The sequence below is a fragment of the Chryseobacterium sp. AG363 genome (assembly GCF_003610675.1).
Lineage (GTDB): Bacteria > Bacteroidota > Bacteroidia > Flavobacteriales > Weeksellaceae > Chryseobacterium > Chryseobacterium cucumeris.
This window is the reverse complement of the sequence record NZ_RAQF01000007.1, coordinates 184,949-200,072: the sequence shown is the minus strand read 5'-3', so window position 1 is coordinate 200,072 and position 15,124 is coordinate 184,949. Positions and strand designations below refer to the sequence as shown.

Sequence of the window (15,124 nt, the reverse complement as noted above, 5' to 3'; positions counted from 1 at the left end):
TCCAAATATCACAATATGAAGAAAATTTTAAGCATAACACTCTTATTTTTATTAAATTTTAGTTTTGCCCAAGTAAAGTGGATGACCATTGAAGAAGCTTTAAAAGCCCAAAAGGAAAGTCCCAAAAAAATATTAATTGATTTCTACGCAGACTGGTGTGGTCCGTGTAAAATCATGGATAAAAAAACATACGGCCACCCTGTACTGGCTCAGGTTTTAAATGATAATTATTATCCTGTAAAGTTTAATGCGGAAGAAAAAAAGAGTATTGAAATTTTCGGAAGAACATTTTCCAATCCTAATTCTGAACATAAAAAGGGAAAAAATTCTCTTCATGAGTTTACCCAGTATATGAATGTAGGGGCTGTTCCAAGTACGGTATTTCTGGACGAGCATGGCGATCCCATCACCATTCTTCAGGGAGAATTGTCTGCCAAAGAACTGGAACCTTATCTGGAACTGATCTCCAAAGATTTGTTTAAAAAGATTAAAACCAGAGAACAATGGGAGGATTACCAGAAAAAATTCAAATCTAAAATAAAAGATTAATTCAGAACTTTGAAACAGGATTTTGTGTTTCAATGCTAAAAATTCACTATAGAGGCTTCCAATTTTTTGGAAGTCTTTTTTATTTTACCGAAATTCGAACCTTTATTTTTTATCATCCGAAATAAGAATCAAAAAGTTCGAAAAACAGTATCCTGAAACCTGAAAATGAATCTCGAAACCTCCATAGAATATGTAAAAGGAATAGGTCCGGAAAGAGCTAAACTCATCAAAAGTGTGTTGGGCTTATCTACTGTGGAAGATATGTTGAATTTCTACCCTATCCGTTATCTGGACAAAAGTAAAATCTATACTGTTTCTCAGCTTAGAGACGAGACCAGTCAGGAAATACAGCTGAAGGGAAGAATTACTCAGGTACAGGAAATTCAGACCGGTAAAACCAAGCGATTATCTGCAAAGTTCAATGATGAAACAGGTAGTATAGATCTGGTTTGGTTTCAATATTCCAAGTGGTTGAAAGAACAGCTTCCCATCAACAGGGAAGTTTATATCTTCGGAAAGATTAATGTTTTCAACCGCCAGTTTTCTATGCCGCATCCGGAAATTGAAGCGGAAGAAAAAAAAGAGGGTGATACCCGCCTTAAACCTATTTATCCAAGTTCTGAAAAACTAACCAAAAGAGGGTTAAATCAACGATTTTTCCAGAATGCTTTAAGAAATATCTGCAGAGAGATTCCGAGTCTTATTGAAGAAAATTTTCCGGAATATCTGATGAAAACCTTTAAATTCATGTCCAGGCAGCATGCTTTTCTGAATGTACATTTTCCAAAAGATCAGGAGCATTTTGATAAAGCAGATTACAGACTGAAATTTGAAGAATCGTTTTTCTTTCAGTTAGGATATGGCTTAAAGAAACTTCATCATAAAACACAATCCCAGGGTAATCCTTTCCCGATTATTGGAGATCACTTCAATGATTTTTATGAAAACCATCTTCCTTTTGAGCTTACCAATGCACAGAAAAGGGTTTTAAAGGAAATAAGAATGGACATGAAAAGGCCGATTCAGATGAACAGGCTTTTACAGGGAGATGTAGGATCAGGAAAAACAATGGTTGCCCTTCTTACCATGCTTATCGCAATGGACAATGGGTTTCAGAGCTGCCTGATGGCTCCTACTGAAATTCTGGCCCAACAGCATTACAATGGTATTAAAGAACTGTTGGAAAAAACAGGAATCAATATCCGCCTTCTCACTGGCTCTACCAAAGCAGCAGAAAGAAGAATTATCCATGAAGAACTGGAAAATGGGACTCTTTCTATTTTGGTAGGAACTCATGCCGTTTTAGAAGATAAGGTTAAATTTAAAAATCTGGGATTAGCCATTATTGATGAGCAGCATAGATTCGGGGTTGCTCAAAGGGCTAAACTGTGGGCTAAAAACAAGATTCCTCCACACATTCTGGTGATGACCGCCACACCAATTCCAAGAACTCTGGCCATGAGTTTTTATTCTGATCTGGATGTTTCCGTGATTGACGAGATGCCAGTGGGGAGAAAACCTATTATCACAGCGCACCGCCGGGAAAAAGACAGATTGTATGTCTATAACTTTTGTAAAGATGAAATAAAAAAAGGAAGACAGGTTTATTTCGTATATCCTCTCATCGAAGAATCAGAAACACTGGATTATAAAAACCTGATGGAAGGTTTGGAGCATGTGATGGATTTTTTCTCCGAATACAATGTGACAATGCTTCATGGGAAAATGAAACCGGATGAAAAAGATGCTGCCATGGCTTATTTTGCTTCAGGAAAAGCTGAAATAATGGTTGCAACCACAGTAATTGAAGTTGGGGTAAACGTTCCGAATGCTTCGGTAATGGTGATTGAAAGTTCTGAAAGGTTCGGACTATCACAGCTTCACCAGCTCAGAGGACGTGTAGGAAGAGGTGCTGAACAGAGTTACTGTATCCTGATGACTTCCGATAAATTATCAAAAGAAAGCAGAACACGTATTAAAACAATGACTGAAACCAATGATGGTTTTAAAATTTCTGAGGTAGATATGCAGCTTCGCGGTCCCGGAGATATACTGGGAACCCAGCAAAGTGGTGTGGTAGATTTTAAGAGACTGGATCTCATTAATGATTCTGCGATCATCAAAACAACAAAAAATACGGTAGAAAGAATACTGGAAGCTGATCCTATGCTATTAAGATCCGACAATCTGATCATCAAAAATTATTATATCAGATACTACAAAGGAAAAAATAAGTGGAGCAAAATATCATAAAAAAACCGCAGAAAAAAACTTCCTGCGGCCCCCTTATAAAACTGTTATTTAGAAGAAATTACTTTTGGTATGTCCAAAAAAAATTTATTTTAATAGTTCAGGCTTAATATTTTGTGATGTGGTGTGAAAATATTTATATAACAATATAATAATGAGCTAAAACCATAACTATTAAAATAAATTATAAAAAACAAAATGAATTATTTTTTCCAACTTGCTTATTATAAAAACTAACTGTGTTTCGGTGGAGATGAGGGAATGAAACGAATAAAAATATCTCCAACTACTTATTGAGTTTTCATGATTGTACCGTTTTGTTTAAAGATCTTCTGTGCTTTATAATTGGAAAATTAGTATAATCCATTTTGTTTAACTAACATCGTGATTTATATAATTTTTTTATTTTTAGAAACAATTACTTCTCATTCATCTGTATCTTGTACTATATAATAAATTTGTGTCTGAGTTTACTTTTACAAATGTCCGTATATTAATTCAGATGCCTTTTATATTATTTTAATGATTAGTTATAAAATTTTCACCTATTTGTGAATAGTATGCAATAAATACGATTTTTAAATTATTAATATTAAATTAATAAATCCTTTATTCATCATACTTTCAGAATTAAATTATCTTTATTCAAACCCGAAGTGTGATACTGCCAGTTGATGGTAATAACTTCCGTAAGTACCTTTCTGAGCTTCTCAAAACAGTCCGGTTTTTTCATAAAAATATGCGCACCTTTCACAAAAATATCTTCTACTTCATTTTCCGGAATAGGGTCAGAAAAAATGGCCGTCACCATATTGTTGAATTTTGAATTCGAACCAATATCTTCCAGGCATTCCATACTCTCTTTTCCGGGAATCATATAATTTATAAAAACAAGTTCCGGAATTACAGCATCATCATTATTCAGGTATTCCATCAGGCTGTTCCCGTTACTGAAACATTGAACTTTTATAGAGATCTTCAACTCCTTCAGAATATTTTTAAAAAAAATCAAAGTGTTTTCATCGTTATCTGCTACTATTACGTTCAGAAATTCTTTATTCATACTGCATTTTATGGTTTATTACAGTGCTTTGTACTCTTCTTCGTTTGCCAATAATTTTTTGAAACTGGGATGGAGTGATTCCTGTTGTATTTTTGAACTGGGTGCTTAAATGCGCCACACTGGAATAGTTCAGCTTATGGGCAATTTCTGTAAGGCTTTGTTTGTTTCTTATGATCAGGGCTTTTGCATGCTCAATCTTTTGCAGAATAATAAAATTCTCAATAGAGGTAAAAGCAACTTCTGAAAAAAGATTGGAAAGATAACCATAGCTGTGATTCAGCTTCTCAGAAATATAGATGGAGGCTTTTACCGGTATAATTTCATCCGAAAACACGAGCTCTACAATAGCATCTTTTATTTTCTGTACCAGTGCACTTTTTTGGCTTTCTATGATCTCGATACCATAATCTTCAAGATTTTTCTTAAAAAGATTGTGCTGTTCTTGTGTAAGGGGCTCATAGAATTCCACTTCACCGAAGTTCAGTAATCTGTACTTCAGCCCGTGTTCTTTAAGTTTCTCGTCCAATACCTTTTTACAAAGAGCATTGAAATCAAATTTAACATACATTTTCATCCTAGTATATATAAGCCAATATTATTTAGTAAATATAATAATTTATTTCAAGTAAATGTGAAATAGGTGTATATTTTTAATATTTTACCATATATACGAAAAAACTCCTGTATTTTAGAATACAGGAATTTAAACACTAAGGATGAAAAAAATATACTGATAAAAAGCTTTTCAGCTCAAAACCAAGCATATGAATGTATTGTATAAGTGATTTGGTTCTGAAGCAAAGATGAATCAAAAAAAGAAATCACTTGTTATAGAATTACAGGATAAAGTTACAAAATTTTAAGTCATTTATCTGTGAATTAGATATTCCATAAGAAAATCATCCATCACAAAACCGTTACCAATATCAAAAACACCTTCGTCATACACTTTATATCCCTGAGATTCGTAGAAGTTTCTGGCTGAATTGTATTTATTGACATTCAGGATAATTCTGTTGTTTCCGTTTTCAGAAACTTTCTCATTCAGAAACTGAAGTGCTCCTTTCCCAAATCCTTTTCCTTTACTCTCAGGAACCAGATAAATTCTGTGCAGTTTGGTGGTTTTCTCTGCATAGTTGTGCTCATATCCGATAAAGCCTTCAAAAGTATTATTATTTTCATCCTGAATAAGATAATAATGATAATACGGATTTTGAAAATGGTGTAAAATTTCATTTTCAGAATACATTTCTGCGAGCATAAACTCCATTTGTTCTTTAGAAAGAATGTCTGCATAGGCATTTTCCCATGATCGTCTTGCAAGATCCTGAATCAACGGGATGTCTGCAGCTGTTGCCTGTTGTAATTTCATGATTGGTTGTATTATGATGATTAAAAAAAGTGAAAAGCCTAAGCTTTTCACCCTTTATATTGTTCAATGATGACTCATGAGTTTTAACATAATTAAAATTCATTTTGCCGGTTCATTATTAAATTGTAGCCATTTCAGCTTTAATTTTTGCATGAAGACCTTCTGAAGCCTTTACCAAAGGAAGTCTCAGATAATTTTTGATGATTCCTTTTTCGGTCAGGATTACTTTAATACCACAAGGATTACCTTCAGCAAAAATCAAACGGGTAATATCTACCAGTTTGTTATGAATTTCATAAGCTTCCTTTACTTTACCCTCAAAAGCCAGCTGTACCATTGTTGAAAACTCTTTAGGATACGCCTGTCCGATTACGGAAATTACACCATCACCACCAGCTAATGTTACAGGTAATGTATATTCATCATCTCCAGAAACTAAAGAAAATCCTTCAGGTTTCTTTCTCAGAATATCAAAATACTGAAGAATGTTAGGAGAAGCCTCCTTAATCAGGAATAAGTTAGGAAATTCCTTTGCAAGACGAAGCGTAGTCTCTGCTTCTACATTTTGCCCTGTTCTTGACGGAACGTTATAAATAATAATATTTTTTCCTGTGGAAGCTAAAGCTTTATAATGTTGATAAAGACCTTCCTGGTTCGGTTTATTATAATATGGAGATACTGAAAGTACGGCTTCAAACGCAGAAAGATCTGCTTCTTCAATCTGTTTCTTGACCTCAAGAGTATCGTTGCCGCCAATTCCCAAAACTAAAGGAAGACGTTTATTATTCACCTTAATGATGTGCTCAATTACCTGTTTCTTCTCCTCTGCAGAAAGCGTTGCGGCTTCTGCCGTTGTTCCCAATACAACTAAATAATTGGTTCCGTTTTCGATATTGTACTCCACCAGTTTTGTTAAACTGTCGAAGTCAACGGATAAATCTTCATTAAAGGGCGTTACCAATGCAACACCTACTCCTTTTAAAATGCTCATCTGTTAGAATTATTTTTGCCAAATTTAATAATTTACAGTAAGAATTTGTAATAAATAATAATGTTTTATTATACATATAGTTATATTTGCATATACTAAAAGAGATTATGAAAAATAAATTCTTGTTATTAGGAATTGCTCTGGTGTCGCTTACTGCATGCAAAACGGCTTCTGTGCCGCAGCTTGTGAATGTAAAGACCCAGAAAAATATTTCTATTAATAATGAGCTAAAGAATGATGAGGAGTTTGTAAAATTTATCGAACCGTATAAGCAGAAACTGGATAAAGAAATGAACCAGAAGATCTCACACACCAATGTGGATCTTACCAAACAGGGCGATAACAGCAATCTGGGTAATCTTTTAGCTGACTATACGTTTGAAGGAGGTAATGAATGGATCAAAACTCATCTTAAGCAAAATGTAGATGCTGCATTGATCAATATCGGAGGAATCCGAACCACTATCGGAAAAGGAGATATTTTACTTAAAAATGTATTTGAAGTAATGCCTTTCGAAAATGAAGTAGTGATTGTGAAAATGAAGGGAGCAGATTTACAGGGGCTTTTTGAGTATTATGCAAAAACGCAGGTCAACAATCCTGTTTCTCATTTATACATTGAAACAAAAAACGGACAGGTAACCAAAGCCTTAATCAATGGTAATACAGTAGATCCTGCTAAAGATTATTATATTGCGACTTCAGACTATCTTGCATTGGGAGGAGACAATATGAAATTCTTTGCTAAAGGAGAATCCATTGCAACAGGAATTAAAATGAGAGATTTATTTATCGATTATTTTAAAAAATCACCTGAAGTGGTGGTCAATTCGGATGTTCGTTTAAATTTTATCGGGAAGTAATAATGGATAGAAAAAGTTTTTTAAAAGCAATAGGAGGCGGATCTTTAGCAATGGCTTTGGCTCCCAATATGATGATGGCGGAGGAATTAAAAATTCTTAATTTAAAATCTGCAAATAAACTGACTATTCTACATACCAATGACCAACATAGCAGAATAGAGCCTTTTGATGCAAGCTATACAAAAAATCCCAATCAGGGAGGTTTTGCAAGGAGGGCAAGCTTAATCCAACAGATCAGAAGTCAGGAAAGTAATGTTCTTCTTCTTGATTCCGGAGATATTTTCCAGGGAACTCCTTATTTTAATTTCTTCGGAGGAGAACTGGAGTTCAAATTAATGTCTATGATGAAATATGACGCCTCTACCATGGGAAATCATGATTTCGATAATGGACTTGATGGATTTTTAAAAGTACTTCCTAATGCGAAGTTTCCTTTTATTTGTTCCAATTATGATTTTACAAACACTGTTCTTGACGGGAAAACTTCTCCCTACCAGATATTCAATAAGAATGGCATCAAAGTAGGAATTTTCGGAGTGGGAATCCAGCTGGATGGCCTTGTAGGCAAAAAACAGTACGGAGAAACCGTTTACTCCAACCCCATTGATGTAGCACAGCATTATTCAAATTTCCTGAAGAAAGAGAAGAAATGTGATCTTGTGATTTGTCTTTCGCACATCGGCTATGATTACAAAGATGAACCTGATAAAATAAGTGATAAAATTTTAGCGGCCAATACAGAAAATATTGATATTATTTTAGGAGGCCATACTCATACATTCTTACCGGAACCTCAGACCTTTACCAACAGACAGGGCAAAAATGTCCTTGTTAATCAGGTGGGATGGGCAGGTCTTCTTTTAGGTAGAATAGATTTTTATTTTGATACAAACAAAAACGTACAGCATATTTCCTGGAACAATCAGGTGATAGATAGCAGCATAACCGCATAATATGAAAAAACTCTCTATAATTTCTCTTGGTATTTTAGCATCCCTGCAGCTGACAAAAGCTCAGGTTATTTCATCCAAAAAGTGGGCAGATCTGTTTTCCTACAATAATGTCTTAGCCATGAAAGAAGACAATGGAAAAATCATTGCAGCTACTCAAAACGGAATATTCTATTATACAATATCAACAGGAGAAATTACGAAGTTATCCAAAGCCAATGGCCTGCACAACATTGGAATTACTGCTTTCGATTACAATCCGCAGACTAAAACAGGGCTTATCGGTTATGAAAACGGATCTATGGATGTTATTACACCACAGGAGATCAAATATATTGTTGATATTCCTATTGCTACAGGATATAATGGAGATAAAAAGATTAACCACATTTCGATAACCGGAAATCAGGCTGTCATTTCTGTTGGGTACGGTGTTTCCATATTCAACCTTCAGAATAAAGAGTTTGGTGACTCTGCATTTTTCCTTTCTGGTGGTGTTTATCAGGCAAGTAATGAAGCTACGATATTCGGGAATAAAGTATATTCTGTAACGGATACAGGATTGAAAAGCCATCAAATGAATACTACGTTTCCCGTATATTCTACATGGACAACGGAAGTTCCGGGAGCTTTCAAACATATAGATTCAGAATCAGAATTGGTTTACTCAACGGCTACAGCTGCTTATATTTATAATAATGGTAACCCGACACAGCTTCCTACAACTTTTGAAAAAATCAGGGATGTTGTCATGACTTCAAATAGTATTGTGGTTACAGATAACAGAGTATACACCTATGGAATCAATGGAGTATCGCAAAATGCGGTAAGTCTTGGTGAAGAATGTAATACTGCATTAACAGCTGGCGGAAAGATTTTAGGAGGAACGGTATTATCGGGAATTAAGGATGAAGGTAACAATACTTTTAAACCTTCCGGCCCTTACTTCAATTTTGCTTACAACATTAATCTTTTTGATAACAATCAGCTTCTGGTGTCTACCGGAGCAAGAGCTAATAATTATAACGAACCGGTTAGCAATCCTAAAAAACCAGGATTTTATTATTTCACCGGTACAGAATGGATTTATCCTTCTTTTTTTATTAATAACCCACAGTCCATCAATGTACTGGATGCTACATTAAGTCCTGTTAGTAATAATGAAGTATTTTTCACCAATTATACGATGTTTGATAATGGTGTATACAGAATGAAGTACAATGCTACCAGCAAAGATTTTGAACTGGTAAAATATTATAATCTTGGAGCACAGCCATATTTCAGACGTCCTGTAGGTTTTGCCACAGATTCTCAGAGTAATCTTTTTGTTTCTTTTGGTTTCAATGATGGGAATCCTTCTATGGGAATTTATGATAAAGCAGCAGATGATTTTGTTATCAAGAAAATAGTTCTGGCCAGTGATGGTACTCAAAAACCGGTTTTCCACGAAAATATGTTGTGGACTCCGCTGCCAAGATCTAACAATTTCTGGGTATATGACTATAAAAATGCCACTAATCTTTCTGATGACAATGATTATATTCTGGGAACGGCTAATGGATTTAACAGTTCAGGAGGTATTTTATCGGTAGCATTTGATAAGTCTGGAGATGCCTGGATCGGTACAGATGGAGGACTAAGAATTATGTCTAACGCAGCAACAGAAATAAAAAGCGCGCAGCCTAAAGTAGAGCCTATAGTTATAGAGCAGAATGGTTTGGGGGAAGAGCTTTTCAGAGAATCCGCAATTCTTCAGATTGCAGTAGATGCAGGTGACTATAAGTGGGTATCTGTTGATGGTGGTGGTGTTTATTACCTCTCCGCCGACGGTCAGAGAACTATAAAGCATTTTACAAAAGAAAATTCCCCTCTTCCTACGAATAGTGTTACCGATATAAAAGTTGATAAAAAAACAGGTAAGGTATATTTTGTAACATATAATGGTATTGTAACGTATCAGGGAGATGTTGCAGATGTAACTTCCAATTTCGGTGATGTGGTAGTATATCCAAACCCTGTTGTTTATTCTAATTTCAAAGGAAAAGTAACCATTAAAGGTCTTGCAGAAAAAACCAATATAAGAATTGTAGATGCCGCAGGTAATGTAGTTCACTCTGCAGTCGCAAGAGGTGGATATTATGAATGGGATCTCAATAATCAGAAAGGAACAAGAGTAGCTTCAGGGATTTATTTTGTCCTGATGACGAATGAAGACGGATCTGATAAAGCTACCGCTAAAATAGGAGTGGTTAATTAATGAATTCACAAAACGGTTTTTTACTTTCATTTATCAAATATGGAGAAAATGATGCTGTATTGCATTGTTTTACAGAAGAAGAAGGTTTTCAGAGCTATTTTCTAAAGGGAATTTATTCCAAAAAGAATAAAAAGAAAGCCTTGCTTCAACCGTTGAGCCAGCTCAATTTTTCTGTAAATCCATCACGTGGCAACGGTATTCCGTCTGTTTCAAAGTTTGAACTGGTAAAAAACAATGATATTTATACAGACATCAAGGTCAATACCGTTATTTTCTTTATCTCAGATTTTCTGAGCCATATTCTTAAACATGAGAATAAAAATATTCCTATCTATTCCTGTATTGATCATTTAATCTGCGAGCTGACTAATAAAAATTATCAGGCGCATCTTCTGTTTTTGCTGGCTTTTTTAAAAATTCAGGGTGTTGCACCCTTATTGAGCGAAGGCAGGTTTTTAGATCCGGAAACCGGAACTTTTTCACTGGGAATAAGTCACCAGCTCTTCAATGAAGAAATTTCAATGCTATGGAAAGAAGCTCTTTGTGCAGAAGATTTTTATGCCACAAAAATCCATTCCTCCTTGAGAAAAGATTTCCTTGACAGTCTTTTAGTATACTATCATTACCACATCACGGATTTCAAAACTCCAGCCTCTTTGGAAATCATACAGCAGATATTTGAATAAATAATATTATTCCTTCCCTGTTGTTTTTCCAATATCTTCCGGCATTTCTGTTTCGGATTCTGCCATTTCTTTTTTGGAAAATCTAGGTTGAAGGATCTTAGCAATAAGTCCTGTCCAGCCAGTCTGATGAGAAGCTCCTACTCCACGGCCGTTGTCTCCGTGAAAATATTCATAGAACAAAATATAATCTTTAAAATCAGGATCGGTCTGAAACCTTTCATACTGCCCATGAACTGGTCGTTTCCCATTTTCATCCATTAAAAATATCTTGGCAAGTCTCTTGTTTAAAGCATCTGCAATCTGATCAAGGTTTGAGTAATTACCACTTCCCGTAGGATATTCCACCAAAAAATCCGGGCTATAATAAAAGAAAAAACGCTGAAGACTGTCAATAATAAGAAAATTGATAGGAAACCACACGGGGCCGCGCCAGTTGCTGTTTCCTCCAAAAAGGCCGCTATCACTTTCAGCAGGGGTATATTTTACGCTGTAATTCGTATCATTCAACGTTAACGTGTAAGGATTGCTTTCATATTCTTTGGATAAAGCTCTTACTCCGTAATCACTGAGAAATTCCTCAGGATTCAACATTCGGTTTAACAGTCTTTTCAAACGATGTCCCCGAAGCAGAGATAAAAGGTGTTTGGAATCCTGCCCTTTCACTTCCCATCTTGAAACCAGAGAAGCCAGTTCAGGTTTATTATCCAGTACCCATTTCATTCTTTTCTTGAAATTGGGAAGGTTTTCAATCATTTCATCATCGATAACCTCAACGGCAAACATTGGAATTAATCCAACAATAGTCCTTAGCTTCAGATACATATGAGTTCCGTCGCTGGAAGTAATTGCATCATAGAAAAATTCATCCTGTTCATCCCAAAGACTGAATTTCTCATCACCCATATTATCCAGTGAATGGGCAATCGACAGGAAATGTTCAAAGAATTTCATAGCCATCTCTTCATACACCTTATTGTAAAGAGCCAGTTCCAGCGCAATTCTCATCATATTGAGGGCAAACATAGCCATCCAGCTCGTTCCATCGGACTGCTCCAGCTGTTCTCCGTTGGGCAAAACAGAATTCCGGTCAAAAACCCCAATATTATCAAGTCCCAGAAATCCTCCTTCAAAGATATTATTGCCATTAAGGTCTTTTTTATTAACCCACCAGGTAAAATTGATCAATAACTTCTGGAAAGCGCTTTCCAGAAATTCCAGATCGGGTTTATCTTTTAAATATTCATCAATTTTAAATACTCTGAAAACCGCCCAGGCATGTACAGGTGGATTCACATCACTTAAGTTCCATTCGTATGCAGGCAGCTGTCCGTTGGGATGCATATACCATTCAAACAGGAAAAGTTTCAGCTGATGTTTTGCAAAATCCGGATCTATCAGGGAGAAGCTGATAGTATGAAATGCCAGATCCCATGTTGCATACCATGGATATTCCCATTTATCAGGCATTGAAATGATATGCTCATTGTTCAGATGCTTCCAGTCGTAGTTTCTTATTGTTTCGCGGGACTTTGGTGGAGGCATTTCGGAAGGATCACCATTCAGCCATTTTTCTACATTGTAATGGTAAAACATTTTATTCCAAAGCATTCCTGCAAAAGCCTGTCTCTGAACCAGTTTTTCATCTTCCGAAGCAATTCCTTTCTGAATTTCTGCATAAAACTCGTCGGCTTCTTTTTCTCTTTGTTTAAAAAGAATATCGAAATCTTTAAAAGGTTCTCTTATATCTTTATCTGAAAGCCTGAATTCAAATATTTTTGATTCTCCCGCTTTAAAATCTTCATCAATAAAGAAAGAAGCTTTGGTTCCTGCATTTTTGGGATTCACAGACTGGGAATTTCCCGTCATCACAAAATTATTGATCCCGTCTTTACAGTATTTTGACTCATTAGAAGACTGGTAAAGCCTTTCATTATTGGTTTCGTTATTACAAAATAATGTTTTTAAAGATTGTTTTGCATATACATTTTTAACCTCGATATCCTGATGATTGACTTTAATATGGTCTGCATCTTCAGCAGACAATTGTGGTTTATAATCATCATATCCCCAGTTCCAGGTATTTCTGAACCAAATAGTCGGAAGAATTACGAGAGACGCTTCTTTTTCAGATTTATTGAATATTGTTAGTTTTACAAGAATATCATTCTGACTTTCTTTTGCATATTCAATAAAAATGTCAAAGTATTCATTGTGATCAAAAATCCCTGTATCAATCAACTCATATTCAGCTTCCTCCTTTCCCCTTTCCGCATTTATTTTTACAAGCTGTTCATAAGGAAAAGCATTTTGAGGATATTTATACAGCATTTTCATGTAAGAATGGGTAGGTGTGGAATCCAGATAGTAATAATATTCTTTCACATCTTCACCGTGATTTCCCTGACCATTGGTGAGACCAAAGAATCGTTCTTTGACCATTTTATCTTTCTTATTCCAGAATCCTAAAGAAAATACAAGCTTCTGGAGATCATCACAGATGCCACATATTCCTTCCTCACCCCAACGGTAAGTTTTGGCTTCTGCAGTTTCATGATTGGTATAATTCCATGCATCTCCGTTTTCACTGTAGTCCTCACGAACAAGTCCCCATTCACGGTTACTGACATAAGGCCCCCATTTTTTCCATGAAATATCTGAAATTCTCTGTTTTTCCGACATAAACGATAATTATGAGTAGTGAGTAATATTTAATTCCGTTTCAAGTTCTAAAAACAACCTCAAAAACTTTAAACCTTGAACATTAAACTTTGAACTTCGAATTCCTTTATCCTCCGGTAGAAAAACTCTCAAACGTAGTCATTCCACCATCCACGAAAATGCTTGTTCCTGTGATATAATCTGCAAGGTCACTGGCAAGGAACGCAGCTAAGTTTCCGATATCCTGCGGTTGTCCGATTCTGTTATAGGGAATAAGAGTAAGAAGAGAATTAAGGGCTTCCGGAGTATCCCACGCATTCTTATTAATAGGGGTCTGAATAGCCCCGGGACAAATGGAATTGACACGGATCTTGTTGGCACCATATTCTTGAGCAAGGGTTTGCATCAGCATTCTTACAGCCCCTTTACTGGAAGCATAATTAGCATGACCAGCCCACGGAATAATCTCATGGACTGAACTGATATGAATAATTTTCCCACAGGCAACAGAGCGGGAAGTATCGATTCCTCTTCTTAGAAATTCTTTAATAGCTTCTCTGGCACAAAGAAATTGTCCGGTCTGGTTGACTCCTATGACCGCATTCCATTGATCCAAAGTCATTTCAGTGAATTTTGAATCCTTTTGAATGCCTGCATTATTGACCAGAATATCTACCGTTTGGAATTCAGAAACAACATCCTGAAACATCCTGATAACCTGATCCTCTTTGGAAACATCACACTGGTAGGTTATTCCTTTACCGCCGGCATCCGTTATTTCTTTTAAAACAGCTTTAGCTTCTTCTGTAGATCTTTCCGAAGAATGATTAACAATGACTGTTGCTCCTGCTGCCGCCAATGATTTTGCAATTCCTGAACCGATTCCACTGGAAGCTCCTGTGACTACAGCCACCTGATTTTGAAGTGATATTTCCATGTTTTGTAATTTGATGTTACTCAAAGTTATGGAAAGATATCAGCAGATAAAAAATTATGATTTTAAAATTTTATTAAAGTTTTTTGTACATCAGGTATTGAGGTCCGCTTCTTCCAATTCTGGTCTTACCGTCGTAAATATATCCTGCCTGAAGATAAATATGGTAAGCAGATTCATTTTTCTGGTTGACAGCCAGTACAATCTCATCGCAGGTCTTGAAATGATTTTGGACAAAAGTACCTACTTCCTGCATAGCAACTTTTCCAATTCCCTTTCCCTGCAGTTGAGGATTCACAGATAGTGAACGCAGTAAAACTGAATTCTCATTATCCGTAAGATCTAATTTATCTTTTCCAAAATCAAGGACAAAAAAACCTACAGGCAGATCATTTTGAAATATCGTCACTGGAAATGCGTTATCATCATTCCGTTCGCTGATGCTTTGTAAGGCCTGCTGAGCAGTCGCTGTAAACCTCATCTGATTTTCATCCAAAGTATAACTGACTCCGGAAAGGTCTTCCGGTTTAAAGAAATCTAAATGTATCATA

General features: G+C 35.8%; 13 protein-coding genes. 6 read left to right on the top strand and 7 right to left on the bottom strand.

Annotated elements, in window-relative coordinates; all coding sequences use genetic code 11:
* The first annotated feature begins 15 nt into the window (after positions 1 to 15).
* Both DEU39_RS22495 and recG read left to right on the top strand, forming a co-directional pair.
* Positions 16 to 549 (top strand): thioredoxin family protein, encoded by a 534-nt coding sequence (locus DEU39_RS22495; RefSeq protein WP_120233436.1) that lies wholly within the window; start codon positions 16 to 18, stop codon positions 547 to 549.
* A gap of 165 nt (positions 550 to 714) precedes the next feature.
* Positions 715 to 2,802, top strand: coding sequence for an ATP-dependent DNA helicase RecG (gene recG, locus DEU39_RS22490; protein WP_120233435.1), 2,088 nt, complete (start codon positions 715 to 717; stop codon positions 2,800 to 2,802).
* A gap of 613 nt (positions 2,803 to 3,415) precedes the next feature.
* On the opposite strand, the gene DEU39_RS22485 is transcribed toward recG, so the two are convergent.
* From DEU39_RS22485 to dapA, 4 genes are all read right to left on the bottom strand, one after another.
* Positions 3,416 to 3,862 carry a response regulator gene (locus DEU39_RS22485; RefSeq protein ID WP_062675497.1) on the bottom strand — a complete coding sequence of 149 codons (447 nt, stop codon included), beginning with the start codon at positions 3,860 to 3,862 and terminating at the stop codon, positions 3,416 to 3,418.
* Positions 3,855 to 4,436, bottom strand: coding sequence for a helix-turn-helix domain-containing protein (locus DEU39_RS22480; protein WP_062675498.1), 582 nt, complete (start codon positions 4,434 to 4,436; stop codon positions 3,855 to 3,857). The genes DEU39_RS22485 and DEU39_RS22480 overlap by 8 nt, the downstream gene beginning before the upstream one ends.
* A 294-nt stretch (positions 4,437 to 4,730) precedes the next feature.
* Complete coding sequence (locus DEU39_RS22475) at positions 4,731 to 5,234, bottom strand: GNAT family N-acetyltransferase (RefSeq protein WP_062675499.1); 504 nt, start codon at positions 5,232 to 5,234, stop codon at positions 4,731 to 4,733.
* Positions 5,235 to 5,352: 118 nt separating this feature from the next.
* Entirely contained in the window at positions 5,353 to 6,225 is an 873-nt protein-coding gene (dapA, locus tag DEU39_RS22470) for a 4-hydroxy-tetrahydrodipicolinate synthase (RefSeq protein ID WP_120233434.1), read from the bottom strand.
* Between the two features lie 107 nt (positions 6,226 to 6,332).
* Here dapA and DEU39_RS22465 point away from each other — a divergent pair, with 107 nt between their 5' ends.
* From DEU39_RS22465 to recO, 4 genes are read left to right on the top strand one after another with little or no spacing between them, the layout of a single operon-like run.
* Positions 6,333 to 7,088: a 5'-nucleotidase C-terminal domain-containing protein gene (locus tag DEU39_RS22465; protein ID WP_062675501.1), complete on the top strand. Its 756-nt coding sequence runs from the start codon at positions 6,333 to 6,335 to the stop codon at positions 7,086 to 7,088.
* A gap of 2 nt (positions 7,089 to 7,090) precedes the next feature.
* Positions 7,091 to 8,041, top strand: coding sequence for a bifunctional metallophosphatase/5'-nucleotidase (locus DEU39_RS22460; protein WP_062675502.1), 951 nt, complete (start codon positions 7,091 to 7,093; stop codon positions 8,039 to 8,041).
* Position 8,042: 1 nt separating this feature from the next.
* Positions 8,043 to 10,295, top strand: a complete 2,253-nt coding sequence (locus DEU39_RS22455) for a hypothetical protein (RefSeq protein ID WP_120233433.1) — start codon at positions 8,043 to 8,045, stop codon at positions 10,293 to 10,295.
* A complete protein-coding gene (gene recO / locus DEU39_RS22450) occupies positions 10,295 to 10,981 on the top strand; it encodes a DNA repair protein RecO (RefSeq protein WP_120233432.1) in 687 nt (228 codons plus the stop codon). The genes DEU39_RS22455 and recO overlap by 1 nt, the downstream gene beginning before the upstream one ends.
* Positions 10,982 to 10,987: 6 nt before the next feature.
* Here recO and DEU39_RS22445 read toward each other — a convergent pair whose 3' ends face one another.
* From DEU39_RS22445 to DEU39_RS22435, 3 genes are all read right to left on the bottom strand, one after another.
* Complete coding sequence (locus DEU39_RS22445) at positions 10,988 to 13,660, bottom strand: MGH1-like glycoside hydrolase domain-containing protein (protein ID WP_120233431.1); 2,673 nt, start codon at positions 13,658 to 13,660, stop codon at positions 10,988 to 10,990.
* A 106-nt stretch (positions 13,661 to 13,766) separates the two neighbouring features.
* A complete protein-coding gene (locus tag DEU39_RS22440; protein ID WP_120233430.1) occupies positions 13,767 to 14,576 on the bottom strand; it encodes a glucose 1-dehydrogenase in 810 nt (269 codons plus the stop codon).
* A 73-nt stretch (positions 14,577 to 14,649) separates the two neighbouring features.
* On the bottom strand, positions 14,650 to 15,123 hold the full coding sequence (locus DEU39_RS22435) for a GNAT family N-acetyltransferase (RefSeq protein WP_228432395.1): 474 nt from the start codon (positions 15,121 to 15,123) through the stop codon (positions 14,650 to 14,652).
* Between the last annotated feature and the right edge of the window lies 1 nt (position 15,124).